This is a genomic window from Vibrio algicola, from assembly GCF_009601765.2.
Lineage (GTDB): Bacteria > Pseudomonadota > Gammaproteobacteria > Enterobacterales > Vibrionaceae > Vibrio > Vibrio algicola.
On record NZ_CP045699.1, the window covers coordinates 665,737 to 688,708 of the forward strand.

General features: G+C 42.3%; 23 protein-coding genes. 14 read left to right on the top strand and 9 right to left on the bottom strand.

From position 1 onward, the window contains the following. The first annotated feature begins 12 nt into the window (after nt 1-12). The 4 genes from accA to GFB47_RS03005 all read left to right on the top strand — a co-directional run bounded on the left by accA (nt 13) and on the right by GFB47_RS03005 (nt 3,879). Complete coding sequence (gene accA / locus GFB47_RS02990) at nt 13-972, top strand: acetyl-CoA carboxylase carboxyl transferase subunit alpha (protein ID WP_153446448.1); 960 nt, start codon at nt 13-15, stop codon at nt 970-972. Between the two features lie 134 nt (nt 973-1,106). After that, the gene (gene tilS / locus GFB47_RS02995; protein ID WP_153446449.1) at nt 1,107-2,471 is read left to right on the top strand and encodes a tRNA lysidine(34) synthetase TilS; all 1,365 of its coding nucleotides are present in this window, start codon (nt 1,107-1,109) and stop codon (nt 2,469-2,471) included. An 89-nt stretch (nt 2,472-2,560) separates the two neighbouring features. After that, nucleotides 2,561-2,899 carry a nitrogen regulatory protein P-II gene (gene glnB, locus GFB47_RS03000; RefSeq protein ID WP_153446451.1) on the top strand — a complete coding sequence of 113 codons (339 nt, stop codon included), beginning with the start codon at nt 2,561-2,563 and terminating at the stop codon, nt 2,897-2,899. A 95-nt stretch (nt 2,900-2,994) separates the two neighbouring features. Continuing rightward, complete coding sequence (locus GFB47_RS03005) at nt 2,995-3,879, top strand: endonuclease/exonuclease/phosphatase family protein (protein ID WP_153446453.1); 885 nt, start codon at nt 2,995-2,997, stop codon at nt 3,877-3,879. 100 nt (nt 3,880-3,979) lie between these two features. Here GFB47_RS03005 and GFB47_RS03010 read toward each other — a convergent pair whose 3' ends face one another. Together GFB47_RS03010 and gloB are read right to left on the bottom strand one after the other, a co-directional pair. Beyond that, nucleotides 3,980-5,530 (bottom strand): lytic transglycosylase, encoded by a 1,551-nt coding sequence (locus tag GFB47_RS03010; protein ID WP_153446454.1) that lies wholly within the window; start codon nt 5,528-5,530, stop codon nt 3,980-3,982. A 223-nt stretch (nt 5,531-5,753) separates the two neighbouring features. Further along, on the bottom strand, nt 5,754-6,551 hold the full coding sequence (gene gloB, locus GFB47_RS03015) for a hydroxyacylglutathione hydrolase (protein WP_153446456.1): 798 nt from the start codon (nt 6,549-6,551) through the stop codon (nt 5,754-5,756). Between the two features lie 37 nt (nt 6,552-6,588). Between gloB and GFB47_RS03020 the strand changes: the two genes are divergently transcribed. The 3 genes from GFB47_RS03020 (at nt 6,589) to GFB47_RS03030 (ending at nt 8,434) form a co-directional block, all read left to right on the top strand. Further along, the gene (locus GFB47_RS03020; protein ID WP_153446457.1) at nt 6,589-7,356 is read left to right on the top strand and encodes a methyltransferase domain-containing protein; all 768 of its coding nucleotides are present in this window, start codon (nt 6,589-6,591) and stop codon (nt 7,354-7,356) included. A 15-nt stretch (nt 7,357-7,371) separates the two neighbouring features. Then, entirely contained in the window at nt 7,372-7,791 is a 420-nt protein-coding gene (csdE, locus tag GFB47_RS03025) for a cysteine desulfurase sulfur acceptor subunit CsdE (RefSeq protein ID WP_153446459.1), read from the top strand. Nucleotides 7,792-7,888: 97 nt separating this feature from the next. Beyond that, the gene (locus GFB47_RS03030; protein WP_178306437.1) at nt 7,889-8,434 is read left to right on the top strand and encodes a hemerythrin domain-containing protein; all 546 of its coding nucleotides are present in this window, start codon (nt 7,889-7,891) and stop codon (nt 8,432-8,434) included. 210 nt (nt 8,435-8,644) lie between these two features. Here the strand turns inward: GFB47_RS03030 and csdA are convergent, their stop codons facing one another. From csdA to GFB47_RS03065, 7 genes are all read right to left on the bottom strand, one after another. After that, nucleotides 8,645-9,862, bottom strand: coding sequence for a cysteine desulfurase CsdA (csdA, locus tag GFB47_RS03035; protein WP_153446462.1), 1,218 nt, complete (start codon nt 9,860-9,862; stop codon nt 8,645-8,647). Nucleotides 9,863-9,962: 100 nt separating this feature from the next. Continuing rightward, nucleotides 9,963-10,865, bottom strand: coding sequence for a ketopantoate reductase family protein (locus tag GFB47_RS03040; protein WP_153446463.1), 903 nt, complete (start codon nt 10,863-10,865; stop codon nt 9,963-9,965). A 168-nt stretch (nt 10,866-11,033) separates the two neighbouring features. Beyond that, complete coding sequence (locus GFB47_RS03045; RefSeq protein ID WP_153446465.1) at nt 11,034-11,879, bottom strand: nucleoside-specific channel-forming Tsx family protein; 846 nt, start codon at nt 11,877-11,879, stop codon at nt 11,034-11,036. A 299-nt stretch (nt 11,880-12,178) separates the two neighbouring features. Further along, nucleotides 12,179-13,522: an AmpG family muropeptide MFS transporter gene (locus tag GFB47_RS03050; protein WP_153446467.1), complete on the bottom strand. Its 1,344-nt coding sequence runs from the start codon at nt 13,520-13,522 to the stop codon at nt 12,179-12,181. 101 nt (nt 13,523-13,623) lie between these two features. Further along, nucleotides 13,624-14,169 (bottom strand): peptidylprolyl isomerase, encoded by a 546-nt coding sequence (locus GFB47_RS03055; protein WP_153446469.1) that lies wholly within the window; start codon nt 14,167-14,169, stop codon nt 13,624-13,626. Then, nucleotides 14,169-14,768, bottom strand: coding sequence for a YajG family lipoprotein (locus GFB47_RS03060; RefSeq protein ID WP_153446471.1), 600 nt, complete (start codon nt 14,766-14,768; stop codon nt 14,169-14,171). The genes GFB47_RS03055 and GFB47_RS03060 overlap by 1 nt, the downstream gene beginning before the upstream one ends. 2 nt (nt 14,769-14,770) lie before the next feature. Next, complete coding sequence (locus tag GFB47_RS03065) at nt 14,771-15,940, bottom strand: methyltransferase (RefSeq protein WP_153446473.1); 1,170 nt, start codon at nt 15,938-15,940, stop codon at nt 14,771-14,773. A gap of 191 nt (nt 15,941-16,131) precedes the next feature. Here GFB47_RS03065 and bolA point away from each other — a divergent pair, with 191 nt between their 5' ends. From bolA to nqrF, 7 genes are all read left to right on the top strand, one after another. Beyond that, entirely contained in the window at nt 16,132-16,437 is a 306-nt protein-coding gene (gene bolA / locus GFB47_RS03070) for a transcriptional regulator BolA (RefSeq protein WP_153446474.1), read from the top strand. A gap of 498 nt (nt 16,438-16,935) precedes the next feature. Continuing rightward, a complete protein-coding gene (locus GFB47_RS03075; protein WP_153446476.1) occupies nt 16,936-18,276 on the top strand; it encodes a Na(+)-translocating NADH-quinone reductase subunit A in 1,341 nt (446 codons plus the stop codon). A 3-nt stretch (nt 18,277-18,279) separates the two neighbouring features. Next, entirely contained in the window at nt 18,280-19,524 is a 1,245-nt protein-coding gene (locus tag GFB47_RS03080) for an NADH:ubiquinone reductase (Na(+)-transporting) subunit B (protein ID WP_153446478.1), read from the top strand. Next, complete coding sequence (locus tag GFB47_RS03085) at nt 19,514-20,287, top strand: Na(+)-translocating NADH-quinone reductase subunit C (protein WP_153446480.1); 774 nt, start codon at nt 19,514-19,516, stop codon at nt 20,285-20,287. Before GFB47_RS03080 ends, GFB47_RS03085 begins: the two co-directional genes overlap by 11 nt. Next, nucleotides 20,287-20,919: an NADH:ubiquinone reductase (Na(+)-transporting) subunit D gene (locus GFB47_RS03090; RefSeq protein ID WP_153446481.1), complete on the top strand. Its 633-nt coding sequence runs from the start codon at nt 20,287-20,289 to the stop codon at nt 20,917-20,919. The genes GFB47_RS03085 and GFB47_RS03090 overlap by 1 nt, the downstream gene beginning before the upstream one ends. A gap of 5 nt (nt 20,920-20,924) precedes the next feature. Next, a complete protein-coding gene (gene nqrE / locus GFB47_RS03095) occupies nt 20,925-21,521 on the top strand; it encodes an NADH:ubiquinone reductase (Na(+)-transporting) subunit E (protein WP_153446483.1) in 597 nt (198 codons plus the stop codon). A gap of 32 nt (nt 21,522-21,553) precedes the next feature. Continuing rightward, entirely contained in the window at nt 21,554-22,780 is a 1,227-nt protein-coding gene (gene nqrF / locus GFB47_RS03100; RefSeq protein ID WP_153446484.1) for an NADH:ubiquinone reductase (Na(+)-transporting) subunit F, read from the top strand. Nucleotides 22,781-22,972 lie beyond the last annotated feature (192 nt).

Below are 22,972 nucleotides of genomic sequence, written 5' to 3' on the forward strand. Positions count from 1 at the left end.
AAGGATCCATTGATGAGCCTAGATTTTCTTGAATTTGAAAAACCTATCGCAGAATTAGAAGCCAAAATTGAAGCGTTGCGTGAAGTTTCATTACATGGTGGTAACTCTTCTGTTGATTTAGGTAAAGAGATCAGCCAACTAGAAACCAAAAGTTTAGAGCTGAAGAAAAAAATCTTTGGCGATCTTGGCGCATGGCAAGTGGCACAACTTGCCCGTCACCCAAGACGTCCTTACACTTTAGATTACATCGAACACGCATTCACTGAATTTGATGAATTAGCAGGGGATCGCGCCTACGCCGACGATAAAGCTATTGTGGGTGGGCTAGCGCGCTTAGATGGTCGTTCAGTGATGATTATTGGTCATCAAAAAGGTCGTGAAACCAAAGAAAAAATCCGCCGTAATTTTGGTATGCCTCGCCCTGAGGGTTACCGTAAAGCGTTACGTTTAATGGAAATGGCGGAACGTTTTAATATTCCAGTCATCACCTTTATTGATACTGCGGGCGCCTACCCTGGCGTTGGCGCAGAAGAGCGCGGTCAATCAGAAGCCATTGCTCGTAACCTTAAAGTCATGTCTGGCCTTAAAGTGCCAGTGATTTGTAATGTGGTTGGCGAAGGTGGTTCTGGCGGTGCATTGGCGATTGGTGTTGGCGATTACGTTAACATGCTGCAATACTCAACCTATTCTGTGATATCACCAGAAGGTTGTGCCTCTATTTTATGGCGTGATTCAGATAAAGCGCCACAAGCGGCGGAAGCGATGGGCTTAGTTGCACCTCGTTTGAAAGAGCTTGGCCTAATTGATCAAGTGATTGAAGAGCCATTAGGCGGCGCGCATCGTGATAAAATTGAAGTGGCAGAGAACGTGAAAGCGGTGCTCTTAAAGCAACTTGAAGAGCTCGATCAAATGGATCATGACAACTTGCTTGAGCGTCGATACCAACGTCTTATGAGCTACGGTTACTGCTAAACGCCAACTACTTTGAGTGTTTAGGATTGGTTATATATAACTATATGAATTGAAGCGGGCTGAGGCTCGCTTTTTTTATATCTATTGATTATTATCAAATGCTCTATTGAATTAGCTTATCTAACGAGTTATTGATGTTATATCCCGCGTTCTGCCAACAACTTAATGATCCTACGTTATCCCACGCCCAGCCTTCGACTCATTTTGTGTTGGGCCTAAGTGGTGGGGTCGATTCACGGGTAATGCTGCACTTGCTCGGGAAATTTAAAGCGCAGTACCCAAAGCATCAATATCGCGCGGTGTATGTCCATCATGGTCTCAGTGATAACGCTGATCATTGGCAACGGCAATGTGAGCAATATTGCCAGCAAGCCGATATTGATTTTCAGGTTGAGAAAGTGACCTTAGCGTTAGGCGCGCAAGTAAGCATTGAACAAGCGGCGCGTGAGGCTCGTTATCAAGCATTGTCTAAGCATATTGATTCAAATGGGGTGTTATTAACCGGCCAACATGGCAGCGATCAAGTCGAAACCTTTTTATTAGCGCTTAAACGAGGCAGTGGTCCCAAAGGGTTATCCGCTATGCCCGCGCAAGCCGAGTTTGGTAAAGGACGGTTGCTTCGCCCATTTTTAACTTTACCTCAAAGCTGTATTCAAGATTATGCCCAGCAGCATAAACTTAACTGGATAGAAGATGAAAGCAATCAAGATACCCGCTTTGATCGCAACTTTATCCGCCACCAAATCACGCCAATATTAAAAGCACGTTGGCCACATATTGAAAGTACCATTGCTCGTAGCGCCGGACTGTGCGCCGAACAAGAAGACTTACTGCAATCGCTTCTTTCTGAGCGCCTGAAGAGCATGATGCTGCCGGATGATTCCATATCAATCGAAAGTCTTAAACAGCAAACTAAGCCTGCGAGAGACGCCCTACTGCGCATGTGGATAGGGCAGCAGCACCATTTAATGCCAAGTGCCAAGCAATTACAGCAAATATGGCAAGATGTGGCACTGGCTAAAACCGACGCTGCGCCTAAGTTTCGTTATGGTTTAACTCAGCTAGGTCGGTTTGAAAATAGATTGTATGTGTTCGTGGTAAAACCGGATATTAGCAGTCAAGTATTGGAATGGAATGTAGCTGAAGAACTTGAACTTCCCAACGGATTAGGTCATCTGCAACTTATCTCTGGTAATCAAACGGGTGGATTGATGGCGGAGGATGAGAATATTATCACTCTGCGTTTACCTGAAGATATTCAGCACTTACAAGTGCAGTTTTCATTTAATGGCATCACCGCTCACCCTGAATCGCGTCAACACAGCCGCAAGTTAAAGAAACTGCTGCAAGAGTATAAAATCCCAACTTGGCAACGTGATCAAATTCCTTTGTTAATGGATAAGGGAGAGCTGGTGTCGGCGCTGGGCTTATTTGTGTGCAAACCTTACAGTGGTTGCTCGCACCAGTTAAGATGGTTCAAGATGGAAAATGATATTTAATTAATCTAAAACTCAGATGTTACGCTCTTTTCAGTCTTGAGCGAGATGCGTATACTAAGCTAATATTTCAAGCATTTAGGGACAAAGTAATGAAAAAAATTGAAGCAATCATTAAGCCATTTAAACTAGATGACGTGCGTGAAGCGTTAGCTGAAGTGGGCATTACCGGTATGACAGTATCAGAAGTTAAAGGCTTTGGTCGTCAAAAGGGTCACACAGAGCTTTATCGCGGCGCAGAGTACATGGTCGATTTCTTGCCAAAAGTAAAATTAGAAATCGTGGTGTCAGATGATGTGGTAGAAGATTGCATCGATTGCATTATTAAAACCGCGCAAACCGGTAAAATTGGTGATGGGAAAATTTTTGTCTCTGATGTATCACGCGTGATCCGTATTCGTACCGGTGAAGAAGACGATGAAGCGGTATAAATAATAAGCTATTTGTTTTAAATCATTGCAATCAAGATGGTAAAAGGGGAGCATTATGCTTCCTTTTTTGTTTTTGATTCACTAGGTTACGAGCTATGAAATTTAAGCGATTGAGCAAGCCGTTAGGTGCGACGGCGGCGGTGACTTTGCTGGGTTTTGTTGGTTTTCAATGGGTATTTTCAGTACCGGATAAACCGCAATTGATATCGATTGATGATAATCAGCAACATATCGACTGGAACTGCTATCAAGCTGAGCAAACGAGCAGCAGCGAAAACCAATCTTCTCCGATAGATAAACAAGGGGAATTGAATGTGCTGGTGTGGAATATTCACAAACAAGGTGATCAAGGTTGGCAGCAAGCACTGCAAGAGTACAGCTCTCAAAGCAACTTGATGTTATTGCAAGAAGCCAGTTTAACCCCAGAATTGAATCAATGGATTGGCGAGCAAGCATGGGGCGCCAGTTATGTTAATGCTTTTAAAGCGTTTGGGGTGAGTGCGGGAGTGCTTAATTTATCCGACGCTCTGCCGATTAAAGCGTGTGCTTATACTGCGCTAGAACCATGGATTTTATTACCAAAGTCTGCGCTATTCGCACAATATGCTTTATCGAATGGACAGCAATTGGGGGTGATTAACCTGCATTCGATTAATTTCACCTTTGGCACCAAAGAGTTCCAATTACAAATAAACCACTTATCTCAAGCGGTAAAAAGTCATATTGGTCCGTTAATCATTGCGGGTGATTTTAATACTTGGAGTGAGACTCGCACCAAAGAAGTGCGAGCTAAAATGGCTCAACTGGGGATGCATGAAGTCCATTTTTCGGTTGATAACCGACGTCGCTTTATTAATGGTTTAGTGTTTGATCATGTTTTTTATCGTGACTTAGAATTAAACAGCGCCATGTCACCTAAAACGACTGCTTCAGATCATAATCCAATGTTGGTGAAATTTACGCTACAAAACCAACATTAGGACAAAAGCTTCTCGCTAAAAATGATAGGGTAAAAAGCAAAAAACGTCTTACCAAAATAAATGGTGAGACGTTTTTTTGTTCGTACTTTAGTCAATGAGCTTAGACGCTGCCTACTTTTTTCACATCAACATGGAGCTTGAGTTTTTGTCCCGGCTTTAAGTACTTTTGTTTATCAATGCCATTCCAATCAATAATATCGGCTGATTTTACTTTGAATTTTTCAGCTATATCACCAAGGGTGTCACCATCACGAACACTATAGTAGACGGTACGCATAATGGCACCGCTGCTATTGTTCTTCCAAATTACTAACTTCTGGCCACTGCGTAGTGAATCTTTTGGCGCCATGCCATTCCAACGAGCTAAGGCATCTACGGTCACTTTATGTTGCTTGGCAATTGACCAAAAGCTATCCCCACTGGCAACAGTGTAATTGGTCTTATATTTACCGCGTGCGACCGATTGGGTTTTAGCTAAGCGGTTATTTGCGCTTAAAGCATAAGCTTTATTATTTTTAGTTGAGCGTGGCACTAACAAATATTGACCAATACGGATGTTGGCGTTATCTAAACTATTGGCTTGTTGGATCACTTTAGTGGTGGTTTGATTTTTTTTGGCTATCACACTTAAGGTATCGCCAGATTTCACTTTATAACGAATTAATTTTACGCCTTTCCCGCGATTTTCGACCGATTTTTGATTAAATTGTTCAACTTTCTCAATTGGGATCAAGAAGTTGTAAGGTCCATTAGGCGCGGTGGCCCATTGATTAAACCCAGGGTTATAGCTTTGAAGTTCTTTAACTGAAATACCGGCGTATTGAGCAGCAATCGCAAGATCCACTTGCTCGTTCGGGTTGACCTTTGCCAATACGGGTTTATTGGCTATCGGTGGAACTTCAATCCCATACTCTTTCTCGTGGGCTAAAATATCGGCCAAGGCTAATAGTTTTGGTACATAGCTACGAGTTTCTTTCGGTAGATCCAATGAGAAGAAATCGGTCGGTTTGCCCGCTTTCTTATTTTTACGAATGGCGCTAGAAACACGGCCACCACCACTGTTATAAGCCGCTATCGCATTTTCCCAATCACCATCAAAGCGATTGCCTAGGTAAGTCATGTAATCAAGCGCAGCATCGGTTGCGGCATCGACATCGCGGCGTCCGTCATACCAGTAGTTGCGCTCTAAACCAAATCGGTCTGCGGTAACAGGTACAAACTGCCATAAGCCTGCAGCACTGCCAAAAGAGTAAGCAAACGGGTCAAATGCACTTTCGACTACGGGCAATAAGGTGAGCTCTAAAGGTAAACCACGATCTTCAATACGAGTGGTGATCATGTAAAGAAAAGGTTCGGCACGTTTCGAGACAGTTTTCAGATGATCGGGATGCGTTAAATACCAAGTGCGATAGTAGTTGACGGTTGGATCATCATTTGGGATCGGCAGAGTAAACTGCATCGAAATACGCTTCCATAAATCGGTTTGTTGCTGCGCCGTGAGCGGTTTAGGTGGTTCCACTGGTTTTACTTTTGTCGGTTCTGCTTTGACTGTTTTTGCTTCGTTGTCCGATATTTTGGCATTATCGTTAGTTGAAGGGGCAGTTTGGCAGCCGGCTAAAAGCAGGACCAATATCCAGATAAACGGTTTCATTCATGTCGCCTTTTCGAAAATGGTTGCAAATAATACGTGGATTAGTGATTTACTGGCAAGTTAGAAAACGGTCAAATTAGCATAAACTTTGATTTTAATGGCTTTTAAAATCGTAACGGGTTGTATATAGCGACATGGTTAATATTTACACTACGACCGTTTGATGTTTTTTATCACTAGGGTTACATATTGCTTACAAATTTAACAAAAAAGGTGCAAGTTATTAGAAGTCGTTTTTCCAATCGCGCAAAGCGGTGAAAACAGAAAGCGCGGACAGATCATCGGTTCTGGCTGATACCGCTTTCATGACATTAGGCTCTTGGCAGCGCAGAAAAGGGTTGATCCACTTTTCTTGGCGCAGTGTGGTTGGGATGGTAGGTTTATCTTGCGCTCGTAAGCGGTTCACTTCATCACGATATTGATGTAATAAATCGTTTTCTGGCTCTACCGCTAATGCAAAAGAGAGATTGGCCGAAGTATATTCGTGAGCGCAGTAAACTTGGGTCTCTTGTGGTAGAGAAGCTAACTTTTGTAATGAGTCGTACATTTGTTGGTAAGTGCCTTCAAATACGCGGCCGCAGCCAGCCGAAAATAACACATCACCACAAAATAATTTTCCATCACCCACATAGGCAATATGCCCAGCAGTATGGCCGGGTACATCAATGACAAGGAAAGTTTCGCCAAAAATATCGATACGATCGCCACCGTGCACTGATTGAGTCAGCATCATAACCGGATCATTGGCCGGACCAATCACTTTGGTTTTTGGATAATGACGTAGCAACTCGGCAACACCACCAACATGATCGGCATGATGATGGGTCAGAATAATAGTGTCGAGCTCTAAGTTATGTTGCTGTAGATGAGACAGAGCGGGCGCAGCTTCACCGGGATCGACTAATACACAACGTTGATCATGATTTTGAATCGACCAAATGTAGTTATCATTAAATGCTGTTATGGTTTCTATCGTTAAGCCAGTTATCGATAGTCTTGCTATATTTGTTTCTGTTAACATTGTGATACTCCAATCTTGCCGCTAAGAGATAAAGTCTATGAAGCCAGCACGAATTCAAAAAACGTTTGCCCAACCGCATTCTTGGCAGCAATTGAAAAATGCGCAATGGGCTTTTGATTCGATCCAATCTCGTCTTGATGAATGGTGCCCTAAATTGTTTGGCTACCATATGTTAAAGCTGGGTGGTTTAAGCTGTGAGCTTGAAACAAGCCACTGTAATATCAAGCATCAAGTCCATCTTGATATTACTAACCCACGCCATACGATTATTGCCGACGCTTTCGACTTACCTTTTATTGAAAAGAGCATTGATACCGCATTGGTTTGCCATCAGCTCGACTATTGTAGCGATCCTCACCGACTGTTGCGAGAGGTTGATAGAATAATTATCGATGACGGCTATATTATCCTGACCGGTTTTAATTCAATCAGCTTAACAGGATTGGCAAGATGGTATCCGTGGCGCAAGAATAACTTACCTTGGAGTGGGCGTATGTTTAGCCCTTATCGCATCAAGGATTGGTTAGGGGTTTTGAACTACGAAGTTATTTATTCTGATTGCAGTGGTTTATTTCCGTCTAAAAAAGGAGAAAAGCCGTTCTCGATATGGTTGGAGCATAGTTTAGGTCGCTGTGCTTCTACTTTTGGTGGGATGTATTTTATCGTAGCGAGAAAGCGCACTTGCCCATTAAAACCTCTTAAACCTCACTGGGAACTCAAGCGTCGTTTAGCACCTGCCAGTGTGGGTTTTAACAAAAATGCCTCTAGTAAAGCATCTTGCAATAACCAAAATCGCCTTAAATAATCGTAAAGGAACAGTATGAATTTCCCATCCCATCCATTTGGAATTGAGATCACCGAGCAACACGTGATTAAAACCATGCAATCTTTTACCAGTTGGGAAGATCGTTATCGCCAAGTGATCATGTGGGGGAAATTATTGCCTAAAATACCGCCACAATTAAAGCAAGATAATGATCTGGTTTCTGGTTGCGAAAGCCAAGTGTGGTTACTCTCTGAGTTTGATGGTGAGGTTTGGCATTTCTTTGCCGATTCGGATGCTCGCATTGTTCGTGGTTTGATTAGCTTGGTATTAGCGGCTTTTAATCATAAAACCCAGCAACAAATTGATGACTTTGATACCCAAAGATATTTTGAACAGTTAGGCCTCATTGAGCATTTAAGTGAAACTCGTGGCGATGGACTGCGCGCCATTGTCGATAACATTAAGAGTGCATAATCTTAAGTTGCATTTAAAATACTACTTTATGGGAATGTATTGAACACAATGAAAGGCATAAGCTGTCTTTTCTATTGAATTAGTAAGGTGAATGAATATGTCGATGCAAAGTGGTGAACATAATTTAACCCAAGACCAGCTACAACAGCTAAGTGAATTGCCATTAGACCAGTTAACTGATGTGATTGTGGCGGGGCATCATGACTATATTCGAGCCACTGGACCTGAATTAATTTGCCTTGGTGATACATTATTGAATGTACATGGCGCAGACTCTGACATTATTCGTGCATTGGTGCCGTTAATTCACGCGCTGGTGGATGATTTAACCCCGCATTTATATAAAGAAGAACAGATCTTATTTCCTGCGATTCAAGGATTGGTAACCGGTCAATCGGTGCAAAGCTGCTTTGGTCATGTGAGCAACCCTATCCGCATGATGATGCACGAACATACCGAAGCGGATAATCTTGCCGTGGCAATGCAAAAAGTGACCAATCATTTTAATGCGCCAGAAGGGGCTTGTAATACCTGGCGTAAATGCTACCAATTGCTAGAAGAATTCTGCCAAGACTTGGTTAATCATATCCATGTTGAAGATACGATTTTGTTCCCTAAAGCGATTACCTTAGCGGATGCTTAATCTCTAATCTCTAAGATCTAAGCGTAAGCAACTGATTAGGTAATCTACCCTGATAAGTTTCTAGCTAAAATCGACTGTTACCGTTCTGTATCTGTATTGTTCATGGAGAAAAGTGTCAAAATACATGGATGTATTTTTCCAAGTGCCCATGGATGGTTCAAACGTCTTTTCGTAATGGGCAATATGGATTGGATACTCACAAGGATATCCCTAAAGCAATTCGATACATTTTGTTAAGGCGTGTAATAGTGCCTTGATATCATCACTATTGGTATAGATACCAAAAGACACGCGAACGGTTCCATTAATCCCTAGCGCATCCATCAATGGGTGAGCACAATGGTGACCTGAACGCACCGCAATGTTTTGTTGATCCAGCAAGGTCGCAATATCTTGATGATGGATCACTTCGCCTTCAATCACCAACTGAAAACTCACCACCGAACTATTTGGTTGTAAGCCGATAAGCACCACTTCATCTAATGCGGTTAAACCTTGAATGAGCTGTTGATGCAAATGATGCTGGTGGTTATGGTGTTGCGTTTGATCAATCTCCGCTAACCATTTAATCGCAGTAGCCAGTGCAATTGCGCCTGCGACATTGGGGGTCCCCGCCTCAAACTTCGCTGGCAGCTCAGCAAAAGTGGTGTTATCAAAACTGACTTGTTGCACCATTTTACCGCCGCCGTGCCAAGGTGGCATCGCTTCTAATAAAGCCAATTTACCATACAACACGCCAATGCCTGTCGGGGCGTACAATTTATGCCCTGAGAATACATAGAAATCACAATCAAGATTTTGCACATCGACGCTTTCATGCACCACACCCTGCGCGCCATCGATCACCGTCACCGCATTATAGTGATGCGCCGCTTGGATGATCGCTTCAATTGGTTGGCGAGTTCCGGTGACATTGGTCATGTGCGCCGCGGCAACGATTTTGGTTCGGCTGCTTAATAAGGCATGAAAGGCATTCATATCCCATTGGCAGTCTGGCGTCATTGGCACTTTAATCACTTTGGCGCCAGTTTGCTGGGCCACAATTTGCCAAGGTACGATATTAGCGTGGTGCTCCATTTCACCGACTAAAATTTCATCGCCCGCTTGTAGGGTGTTGCGAGCGTAAGTTTGAGCAATAAGGTTAATCGCTTCGGTTGCGCCGCGCGTCCAAATGACTTCTTTATGCTGTTTTGCCTGAATAAAGCGTTGTACTTGGCGGCGAGCCTCTTCAAATTGCGCGGTGGCATTGGCGGTTAAGCTATGACTGCCTCGGTGAACATTAGCATTTTGCTTGTGATAATAGTCACTGATGGCATTGATGACACACAAAGGTTTTTGAGTGGTAGCGGCGCTATCTAAATAAACGCTGCCATCAGGTGAAGTCAGAGCCGGAAATTGAGAGCGGATAGTGTGGACATCAAAAGTCATGCAACAACTGCCAAAATAAAGAATGAAACGGGCGCTTAGTATAAATTAAATCTGACCAGTCTCTAGTTTTTTTCAATGCGCATTTTTTACTGCATATGTTTCAGCGTGCATTGATGAGCTGATGATACAACGCAAGGTTAGTGGGCACGTCAATATTATGCTGCGCTGCGCTACGAATGAGGTAGCCGGTGATAAATTCGATTTCGGTTGGGCGTTGATGGGCGACATCTTGTTGCATGGAAGAGTAATTATGCTGAGTCGCATTGATCACTTGATAGATAGCCTTATGTAATGCTTGCTTTGAAATCGGAACCGCTTGTGCTTGCATCACTTGATTAATTTCTGCGATCAACTTGGATAAGGTTGCGTCAAAGCGGTTATTGGCCAGTTCACCATTTTTGCATTGATGAATGGCGGTTAATGGATTGATGGCGCAGTTAATCGCCAGTTTATGCCACAATGCGGTTTGAATATCATGGTGCCAAGTGACGGGCGCAAGAGCGTGGTTGAGCGCGGTAAGGATTCTGGGGTTGATGATGCTATTTTCGATTGAATTTCTGTGTACAGAGCTTGCCTCATAGGCACCAATGAATGTTTCTCCTAAGCCGGTATGTTCAACCTGATTGGCTTGTGGTTTAAATGCCGCTTGGGTGGTGGTCGCAAGATAGGTTGGAAACCGGTTTAATTGATCTTGGAATACATCGATAGCGCCCATGCCGTTGTGCATAAAGATGATGGTAGTATTTGAGGATAAATACGGAAACAAAGGCGTGATGGCATCCATGACTTGGGTCGATTTTACCGTCACGAGCACGCATTCACATTGAGCGAGTTGTTCAAGATTGTTAGCATCAAAACGACAAGTAGGGCGATTATCCAGTTGCACCTTAATGTGGCTTTGGTTGGCATGACGAGTATAAGCATAAACATTATGACCGCTTTGCTGCAGCTTGACCGCCCACAATGATCCTATTGCGCCTAATCCCACAATGCCTATTTTCACCTTGTTTCCTTTTCATATTTGATTTGTGGGTAGTTTATATCCATACACATACCCATTGTTGATGATATTAAAGTATGGGGTGAGTTAAAAATAGCACAAAAAAAGCGCAGACTTCAAAGTCTGCGCTGTTTAAATTTTGCTTAATATCAAGCTATGTATTCGAATCGATTAGAACTTGTAAGTGACGTCGAAGTAGTGAGCAACACCTGATGATTCAAATGATGACGTATCTTTAATGCCATAGATGTTGTGGTATAGTTTTAGACCGTAACCAATAGCATAATGTTGGCTGTGCCAGTAAATACCGTTAAACATCGCGCCGCCATTGCTTGATGTTGCATATTCGTCTTTCATACCAAATTGGTAATCGATGTAGCCTTGGTAAGAAATAAAACTATCATTACTAAAGGTGTAGAACGGTTTGAACCAGTTAGTTGATATCTGGTAGCCATTCCAATCTTTTAGATTTGAATCATAAGTAGCGTATAAGTTTAAGCCCATCTTGCCAAACCAAGGTACATTAACATCAGAACCTAGACCGACTTTTTGAGTGTTAACACCAGGTTTACCACCTAATTCGTCAACACCATTTGAATCAGTATATGTAGAACCACCGCCGCCCCATTCCATAAGAGTGGCAAAGTAAAGCTCTTGAACTGGGCCAAAAGATAAATCTTTACCGGTTAATGCATCAAGTGATACTCGTGGAGCGAACTTCATAAAGATTTTTTCTTGTCCATCTTTATCGTTATCGCTGCCATGGCCACTTGCCAGGTTAAATACATCCACATAGCCGTAAAGATCGAAGATCCCAGAGCGACCGCCGTATTCCATTTCTAAATAATCGTGACCAGTATTTCCTGCATCTGATGGTTGTGGCTTTTCATTCAAAGCGTACATCAAATTAAAGTTTAGGAACTTGTAATCATTCTTGTGAATATTGTCTGAGTAGTCAGCGGCTAAAGCAGGTGCTGCAGCAGCAACTAGGCTAAGAGCTAAAAGTGTTTTGCGCATAAGTGGACTCTCTCGTCATTAAATGGCTGTGTGCATCCATCCGTGATGCGGTGTTCCTTAATGGGGCTGATAATATAGGTTTCAATCTCATTTGTAAGTGAAATAGGCTGCAAATTGGCGATTACTTTGTGACAGCGATCACACTAACAAGATCTTGCTGGAACTTTAAATAAAAAGTTGAACAATAAATTATCAATTGAATAAAAAACACCCAAGGCAAGCGATTGCCTTGGGTGTTTAGAAGTTTAGTCACGAAAGTTCAGCTTTGCTTAGTATTTATCTCAGTAATATAAAAGCCGTTATGGTTTATATTTGGCCTTTTCCAGCAAGTCATTAAAATAGTGTCGCAGTGAATACAACATAATAAGACTTGGGATCACCATCAAGGCGGTAATGACAAAGAATAATGGCCAGTTATTTAAGTGATCGACCAGCTCACCACTAAAGGAGGCGAGGGTGGTTCGACCAAAGTTGCCTAAAGAGGCCAGTAACGCGTATTGAGTGGCCGAGAAGGCTTGACCAGTTAATACCGTTAAGAAGGAGACGAATGCCACGGTAGAAAACGCAGTGGTGAAATTATCGACCAATATCGTGGCAAGGAATAAATGCTCATTGGGCCCGACTGAGGCTAACCAAGCAAACATCAAGTTACTGCTTGCCATGGCCACACCGCCAATCATTAAGCCTTTAACGATACCAAAGCGGACGTTAAACATGCTGCCGACAAAAGTGAATAGCATGGTTGCGCCCCAACCAATTAGCTTAGAGTAGTCTCCAATTTGTTCGTTACTAAAGCCGACTTCTTTATAGAAAACAATCGACATCCGGCCTAAAAAGGCTTCACCGATTTTGAATAGGAAAACAAACAACAATAAGGTGATCGCAACTTGTACACCATTGCGACGGAAGAAATCAAGGAAAGGTTCAATTAAGGTCACCGATAACCAAGCGGTAATTTTGGATTTAATCACTTTATTATGACGTTGTTCTGCTTGATGCTGCAATTCGTCTCGGTTAGTGACAGGCTCGCGAGCCAATAAGGTAAAGACCATCAGCAAGCCAATCACGCCAGTCATACCATAGTAAATATTGTTCCAACCTAACGCGTCGGCATTGGCAAAAGCAAAATAGCCGGGCAGTGAGTAACCGGTCCACCAACCAATTACTGACATAGCTGAAGCTTGCGGTAATTTACTGTTGTTGCTTTTAGGGAAGCTATCAATACGAAAGGCATCAATCGCGATATCTTGAGTGGCGGAGGCTGTTGAAATCGCCAGTGCAATTGCCGACATTAAAATAAGATTATGAGTAGGATTTAGCCCTGCAATATAGAAGGTGCAAACTAAAATAATCGCTTGGCAGAAAAAAATCCAACTACGACGCTGGCCCAATAAAGGGTGCAGAAAAGGTAATTTGACCCGATCCACTAACGGCGCCCATAAAAAGTTTATCGCATACACCGCAAATACTGAGCCAAAATAGCCAATCGCGCTGCGGGTAAGCCCTGCATCGGTTAACCAACCAGACATGCTTGAGCCAATCAGTACCCATGGAAAACCGCTTGAACAGCCCAACATAAAAACCCACAACAATCGTTTGTCTAAATAGGATTTAAAGGTTTCTTTCCACGTCATTGAAGCCATTCAATATTCCTCGGTACCGCTGAATTTATTAGGGGATATATGAGTAAGCCATCACAGGGATCTATGATGGCTTTAGATGTCGCGTATTTACGGTCGCTGGATTACTTAACTAAGGTCATTTTGGTGATCAAAATTGGCGTAACCGGTACATCTTGCATACCACCTTGAGTAGTAGTTGGTTTTTGCGCCATTTTTTGTACTACATCAAAGCCCTTGGTTACCTTACCAAACACGGCATAACCTGGGTTGCTACGCGCGTAGTTTAGAAAATCGTTATCGGTCAGGTTAACGAAGAACTGACGTGTGGCAGAGTTAGGATTACTAGTACGCGCCATTGCAACAGTAGCGGTATTGTTTTCTAAGCCATTGGTTGCTTCGTTGCGAATAGGTTTGTAAGAGGATTTTTGGTTAAGATCTTTATCAAAACCGCCACCTTGCGCCATAAAGCCTGGGATCACACGGTGAAATTGGGTGCCCACATAACTGCCATCATTGACATAACGCAAAAAGTTTTTCACTGAAATTGGTGCCATTTTCTGATTTAAATCGATAGTGAAATTACCTATTGTCGTTTCAACATTGACCAGTGGGGCCGCAACACTTGATACGCTAAATAGCATGGCAAGAGAAATTAGAAGCTTCTTCATTAAAAGTTACCTTTCATATAATTAGTGAGTTCAGAATCTTTAGCAATATTGGCTAATACATTACTTGAAACGCGATTGAGCACTTCTTCAATGTCTTTGGTGTCGGCAGTAAAAGAGCCGGTTTTAGTCCCGCTGCCTTGGTAGCTTTTAACAAACTTGCCATTTGGGGTTTCAGCGGTGATTTGAATGGTCACTTTACCGTCAATGGCATACTTGACCGGTTGTTGAGCAACTTTAACCACAGAGTCAACCACTTTGACATTTAAGGTGTTATTGCTATTTTTGGTTTTGGCAAAACCTTGCGAATAGAATTGCTGATAAATCGCATTAGCATAAGCCTCACGGACATTTTGTTTAGCATGCAAAGGTTGAACTTGTTCTTGTCCATCCATTTTTATTTCTGCTATGTATTGTGCAGTGCGGATATCTTGACTGGTTAAAGCGAAGGTTTTACCGCTGACAATTTGATTGGCGCTCAAGGTTGAAGAGGGAACTAAGTTGACCAAATCATTTTGAGAAATACTGGCACAAGCAGAAAGCATCACAGTGGCGCTTATTGCGAGCAGTGTTTTGAATTTTTTAGGTTTTATGAAGTTCATTATTAACGTCCTTTTTGCAGATCATTCTTTTTCAGATCATTGTTCTTGATAGCTTCAATGATCATAAATTTTGAGTTTTCAGCCACAATCGCCACTTGCTGTTCACCAAATAAACGCTCGAGTTTAATGTGATAATCAAGGTGACGATTTCCTACGACCAACAATTTACCATCATGGTTCAATGTATCTTTCGCATCACAGAACATTTGCCAAGCGATGTGATCGGTAATGGCATTTTGCTGGTGGAAAGGAGGATTACAAATAACCAAGAAACTGCTGTTTTGTTTCATACCATCAAGGCAGTTATTGGCCAGTACTTGGATGTTGCGCTCTGAGCCTAAGTTGCGCTCAAGATTCTTTTTAGCTGATTCCACCGCCATATAGCTTTCATCAATACAAGTAATGCGAGCTTGTGGGTTGAGTTGACCGGCTTTGATGGCCAAAATGCCATTACCACACCCTAAGTCGATAATATGGCGTAAGTCGTCAACTTGTGGCAAGTAATCGAGCATAAAACGAGCGCCAAGATCTAAGTTTTCACCTGAATACACATTGGCATAATTAGACAGCACAATATCTTCACCATCGACTGGCCATTCGCATTCGGCCGCGACAGGGTGAATGGTTGAACAGTTAGCATGAGAAAACACTAAGCGGTGCTTTTTCTTGGCAAGAGAGGTGGTAGTGGTGCCAAGATGCTTTTCAAATAAATCGAGCGTCGAAGTATGAATTTCTTTGGCTTTATTGACACCAATTACCGGGCAATCAGCCGATAACGATGCGCGTAATTTAGACAATTGCCAAGTCAGTAGGCGATTACTTTTAGGCAATTGCATTAAGACTAAATCGATCTTGGCTGGGATGTCATCAAGGCAGTTAAGAAATTTGACTCGGTTGCATTGATTTCGTTGTAGGTTTTTAAGTGCGCCGCGATGAGAGATAAAAGAATCGCTCATCATGGTGACGGTATGGTGTTCGGAAAACCAGCAAGAGAGTGCGCCAAAATTATCATTTAAGATTAAAATATTTTGACCGTCTGGAAGGGCTTTTTCTGTAATGTGGTTAATTAAGTATTCATCACCGGCATCCCATGCTTGTAGCGTTTCATTGGCACGCTTGGGAAAACGGAAAAGTGACAGTTCGCGATCATGTAAAGCTAATAATGTATTCATCTTCAATCTATAATATTGAATCGCATGGCTGCGATATTTGGGCACAAATCGTATGATAGCACGTTAAAAGTCGCTACAGGTTAACTCGGTCATGCAATAATGACGAAAAAATGACGTGAGCGAAGAAAAAACAACCATGTAGCATCAAAGTAAACCCGTCCACATAACTTAATATCTTATAAGGGTAAATTATGATCCAAGACCAAGTTGAAAAAAAATTGCACCTGACATTTAATCCAATCCATTTACAGGTGATCAACGAAAGCTATATGCACAATGTTCCCGCTGGCTCTGAAAGTCATTTCAAGGTGGTAGTGGTGAGTGAGCAATTTGAAGGTAAGCGTTTATTAATGCGTCACCGTGCCATAAACAGTGCGTTGGCTGATGAGTTAGCGAATCATATTCATGCACTATCGATCAATGCTTATACCGATAGTGAATGGAAATCCTTAAGTGGCATTCCTGAGTCACCAAAGTGCGCTGGTGGCGGGAAATAAAGAGGTATATCGCGAACAATTAGATCTCAGCAGATTTTTTGAAATGACTATCGAGTTACTGTCAAATAAAGCGTGTAAAAAACCAACCAAATGTTTAATTTACGTACATAACTATGTAACGAAAAGGCTGACAGAAGCTAGCGTGTCTAATTGGTTCGGTATTTATTTCTAAGCGGTGATAAAGCGTTTGTTATATTTGTGCGGTGCCTCAAAAAAATGCGTTTTAACGTTGGTTTGATGTCGGTCGAGGGTCAAATAAATGTAGGAATCCTGTGAATCATCATGGCAAGGGATTCCAAAAAAGTGTTAGAATATGTCAACTATAGGTTTGTTAATGTTAAAAACCGCTCTAAAAGCCGAAATTGAATGAATTCGGCTTTTTTATATGGATGTTGCGATTTTGGTTACTGATAACTGAAACCGGACACAATAAATTGTCGTGTCTTAAATTGCGCAATAAAGAATCTTATTTCCTTAAATAAAGTAGTGCAAGTGCGTATGATTACAATAAAAAAGGGTCTGGATCTTCCTATTGCTGGAGTTCCTGCTCAGGTGATTAGTGATGGTCCTACCATCAAAACAGTCGCCTTGCTTGGCGAAGAGTACGTGGGTATGCGTCCAACAATGCATGCTCGCGTGGGTGATGAAGTGAAAAAGGGTCAAGTTCTTTTTGTCGATAAGAAGAATCCTGGCGTGCAATACACTTCACCTGCAAGCGGTAAAGTTATCGAAGTGAATCGTGGTGCAAAACGTGTTCTTCAATCGGTTGTGATTGAAGTTGCAGGTAATGACCAAGTGACTTTCGACAGCTACACAGCCGATCAACTGGTGAAACTAGACCGCAAGGTCATCGTTTCTCAATTGGTTGAATCAGGCATGTGGACTGCATTGCGAACTCGTCCGTTCAGCAAGGTTCCAGCAATCGAATCGACTACTCAGGCGATTTTCGTTACTGCCATGGATACCAATCCATTAGCGGCTGACGCGTCGGTAGTGATTAATGAACAACCAGAAGCTTTTAAAGCCGGTTTAGATCTTCTATCCGCTTTAACTGCTGGTAAAGTTTATGTCTGTAAAGGCAATCAAACGCTACCAACGTCTTCTCAATCGAATGTTGAAGAGCATGAGTTTGCGGGTGTGCATCCAGCCGGTCTAGTCGGTACACACATGCATTTCTTGTACCCTGTTAGCTTAGAAAATATCGCTTGGAACTTAAATTATCAGGATGTGATTGCATTCGGTAAATTATTCCTAACCGGTGAAATTAACACCGATCGCGTGATTTCTTTAGCGGGTCCTGCAACTAAGAATCCACGTCTTGTTCGTACTCAAATAGGTGCGAACCTTGAGAACGTCACTGAAGGTGAAGTATTACCTGGTGAAGTGCGTGTTATTTCTGGTTCAGTTCTATCAGGTACTCAAGCTTCGGGTCCACACGCTTACTTAGGCCGTTATCACATGCAAGTTTCTGTATTGCATGAAGGTCGTGAGAAAGAGTTCTTAGGTTGGGCTATGCCTGGTAAGAATAAATTCTCAGTAACGCGCTCATTTTTAAGCCATCTTTTCCCTGGCCGTGTATTCAATATGACTACAACGACCAATGGTAGTGACCGTGCCATGGTACCAATTGGTAGCTATGAACGTGTTATGCCATTAGACATCGAACCAACAGTGTTGCTTCGTGATCTATGTGCAGGAGATTCAGACGGTGCTCAACGCTTAGGTGTGTTGGAGCTTGCTGAAGAAGATTTGGCATTGTGTACCTTTGTATGTCCAGGCAAATATGAATATGGCGAATTACTTCGCGATTGCCTAGATACGATCGAGAAGGAAGGGTAATTCATGGGCCTTAAGAAATTTATTGAAGATTTAGAACCGCATTTTGAACCTGGTGGTAAGCATGAGCGTTGGTTTGCTTTATATGAAGCAGCCGCAACCTTAGCTTATACCCCTGGTACGGTTACAAAGCGCAGTTCTCATGTTCGTGATAGTGTTGATTTAAAACGTCTTATGATCATGGTATGGCTGGCTGTATTCCCTGCTATGTTCTGGGGAATGTACAATACTGGTCATCAAGCGATTGATGCTTTAAACCATATGTATGCGGGTGATCAGCTTGCTTCTATCATATCAGGTGATTGGCATTACTGGTTTACCGAAATGCTCGGTGGAACGATAGGTGCGGGAGCCGGTTGGGGCAGCATGATGCTGCTTGGAGCGACTTATTTCTTACCTATCTATGCGACGGTATTTTTGGTCGGCGGTTTCTGGGAAGTTTTATTCTGTATGGTGCGTAAGCACGAAGTGAATGAAGGTTTCTTTGTTACCTCTATTTTATTTGCGTTAATTGTTCCGCCAACCCTTCCTCTTTGGCAAGCAGCTTTAGGTATTACCTTTGGTGTGGTTGTCGCAAAAGAGATCTTTGGTGGTACAGGTCGTAACTTCCTAAACCCTGCATTAGCGGGTCGCGCCTTCCTATTTTTTGCATATCCTGCTCAAATTTCAGGTGATGTGGTTTGGACGGCTGCAGATGGTTTCTCTGGCGCAACTGCATTAAGTCAGTGGGCTCAAGGCGGACATGGCGCATTAGTGAATACCGTTACAGGTCATTCAATTACTTGGATGGACGCCTTTATTGGTAATCTTCCAGGAGCCATAGGTGAAGTATCTACATTGGCGCTAATTCTTGGCGGCTTAATGATCGTTTATATGCGTATTGCATCTTGGCGTATCATTGCTGGTGTCTTAATTGGTATGGCGGCCGTGGCTACCATCTTTAATGTCATCGGTTCAGCAACTAATCCAATGTTTGCTATGCCTTGGTATTGGCACCTAGTATTAGGTGGTTTTGCTTTTGGTATGATTTTCATGGCAACCGATCCTGTTTCGGCTTCATTTACTAATAAAGGTAAGTGGTGGTACGGAATGCTGATTGGCGCAATGTGTGTATTAATTCGAGTGGTTAACCCAGCGTACCCTGAAGGTATGATGCTAGCGATTTTGTTCGCTAACCTATTCGCACCATTGTTCGATTACTTTGTCGTTGAGAAAAACGTCAAAAGGAGATTAGCTCGCTATGGCAAATAATAATGATAGCACCAAAAGAACGCTGATCACGGTTATCGCATTGAGCTTAGTGTGTTCAATTGTCGTATCGACAGCAGCGGTAGTATTAAAACCGAAGCAAGTGGCTAATGCCAAGCTTGACGTGCAAAGCAATATCGTTGCAGTTGCTGGTTTTGATGCTAAAAGCGCAGCTGAAATACAGTCAGTCTATAAGAAAAATATCGAGCCTCGCTTGATTGACTTCAAAACCGGTGACTTTATTGAAGGCGATGCCGCAGACTTTAATAGCCGTGTAGCAACCAAAGATGTGAAGCAGTCAATTAAGTTGACGCCTGAGCAAGATAAAGCAAAAATCATTCGTCGTCCTAACCAAGGTTTGGTTTACTTGGTAAAAGATGGTGACAAAGTGACTGAAATTATCTTGCCAATGAACGGTACGGGTCTGTGGTCAATGATGTATGCCTTCGTTGCGGTTGAAACCGATGGTAATACGGTTAAAGGTATTACTTATTACGAACAAGGTGAGACTCCAGGACTTGGTGCTGAAGTTGAAAACCCTAAATGGCGTGCTCAGTTTGTAGGTAAAAAATTGTTTGATGAAAACAATCAACCTGCAATCAAGATTGTTAAAGGCGGCGCACCTCAAGGTTCTGAACACGGTGTCGATGCGCTTTCTGGTGCTACATTAACCAGTAATGGCGTTCAGCATCAATTCGACTTCTGGCTAGGTGATATGGGCTACGGTCCTTTCCTTGCAAAAGTACGAGCAGGAGAGCTTAACTAATGGCGAGTATTAAAGAATTTAAAAAAGTCGTTATTGCTCCGGTTTTAGACAATAACCCTATTGCACTTCAAGTGTTGGGTGTTTGTTCCGCGCTAGCAGTAACCACTAAGTTAGAAACCGCATTTGTTATGACAATTGCGGTAATGTTAGTAACCGCATTTTCTAACTTTTTCGTATCTTTGATGCGTAACCACATACCAAGCAGCGTGCGTATTATTGTTCAAATGGCAATTATTGCGTCATTGGTAATCGTGGTCGATCAGGTATTACGGGCTTACTTCTACGATATTTCAAAACAGCTATCTGTTTTCGTTGGTCTTATTATTACCAACTGTATCGTAATGGGGCGTGCGGAAGCATTTGCTATGAAGTCACCACCAATTCCATCTTTTATTGATGGTATTGCAAATGGACTAGGCTACGGTTTTGTCCTTCTTGTGGTCGCTTTTTTCCGTGAATTGCTTGGCTCAGGAAGATTATTTGGTATGGAAGTATTGCCATTAATTAAAGATGGTGGCTGGTATCAACCAAATGGCATGATGCTACTTGCACCTTCAGCATTCTTCTTGATTGGTTTCTTGATTTGGATTATCCGAACCATTAAACCTGAACAAATTGAAGCGAAGGAGTAATCATCGTGGAACATTATCTTAGTTTGCTAGTTCGTTCGATTTTCATTGAGAACATGGCACTGTCTTTCTTCTTAGGCATGTGTACTTTCTTAGCGGTATCGAAAAAAGTTAAGACTTCTATTGGTCTTGGTGTTGCTGTTGTCGTGGTATTGACTCTGTCTGTACCGCTAAACAACCTAGTGTATACCTATGTACTTAAAGATGGTGCCTTGATTAAAGGTGTCGATCTAAGTTTCCTTAACTTCATTACTTTTATTGGCGTTATTGCGGCATTAGTACAAATTTTGGAAATGGTGTTAGATCGCTTTTTCCCACCTTTGTACAACGCATTGGGTATCTTCTTACCACTTATCACTGTGAACTGTGCCATTTTTGGTGGCGTATCTTTCATGGTGCAACGTGACTACAACTTTACCGAATCTATCGTATACGGCTTTGGTTCTGGTGTTGGTTGGATGCTTGCGATTGTAGCATTAGCTGGTATTCGTGAAAAAATGAAATATTCAGATGTACCACCAGGACTTCGTGGTTTAGGTATTACCTTTATCACGGCTGGTTTAATGGCGTTAGGCTTTATGTCTTTCTCTGGTATTCAACTGTAGGGTAAGCACCCAATAAATAAGGAAAATAGTCAATGGACATTATTCTTCTTGGTGTCGGATTGTTTACTCTGATTGTATTGGTTTTAGTGTTAGTGATTTTATTTGCTAAATCTAAACTGGTACCAACAGGTGACATTACGATTTCCATTAACGGTGACCCAGCGAAAAGTATCGTTACTTCTCCTGGTGATAAGCTACTCAGCGCAATGTCGAGCAAAGGTATTTTTGTATCGTCAGCTTGTGGTGGTGGTGGTTCATGTGGTCAGTGTAAAGTGAAAATTAAATCTGGTGGTGGCGATATTCTACCAACAGAATTGGATCACATCAGCAAAGGTGAAGCTCGTGAAGGTGAACGTTTAGCTTGTCAAGTGGCAGTGAAAACGGACATGGAAATCGAATTACCGGAAGAAATCTTTGGTGTTAAAAAGTGGGAATGTGAAGTTCTTTCTAATGACAACGAAGCGACTTTCATTAAAGAATTGGTACTTAAGATCCCTGATGGTGAAGAAGTACCGTTCCGCGCTGGTGGTTATATTCAGATTGAAGCTGAACCACATCATATTAAATACGCTGATTTTGATATTCCTGAGGAATACCGTGGTGATTGGGATAAGTTTAACTTGTTCCGCTATGAGTCTGTGGTGAAGGAGCCTTCAATTCGCGCATACTCAATGGCTTCATACCCAGAAGAGCGTGGCTTGATTAAGCTAAACGTACGTATCGCTACTCCGCCACCAAATAACCCAGACGTTGCCCCTGGTATTATGTCTTCGTATATTTGGTCACTTAAAGCGGGTGATAAATGTACTATTTCTGGTCCGTTTGGTGAGTTCTTCGCCAAAGAAACTGACGCGGAAATGGTCTTCATCGGTGGTGGTGCAGGTATGGCGCCAATGCGTTCTCATATCTTTGATCAGTTATTACGTTTGCAATCTACTCGTAAGATGTCTTACTGGTATGGCGCACGTTCTAAGCGCGAAATGTTCTACATCGAAGATTTTGATAAGCTAGCAGCAGATAACGAAAACTTTGTTTGGCATTGTGCATTATCTGACCCAATGGCTGAAGATAACTGGGATGGTTACACTGGTTTCATTCATAACGTTCTTTATGAAAACTACTTGAAAGATCATGAAGCACCAGAGGATTGTGAGTACTACATGTGTGGTCCTCCAATGATGAATGCGGCAGTGATCGGCATGTTAAAAGATCTTGGCGTAGAAGACGAAAACATTCTATTGGATGATTTTGGTGGCTAATTATAGCTAAGTGATTGATAGTAATGGCTGACTTTCTAAAGTCAGCCATTATTTTTTGAAGTTAAAAATAATGAGAAATATATCATTGCTATCGCTAACGATATTCTATGGTCTATTCCTCATTCTTGTTTTTTACGTTAAGTTAAGTTAAGGAGTCAGCAGGTGAAACTGAGAACTATTCATCTTGCAAAG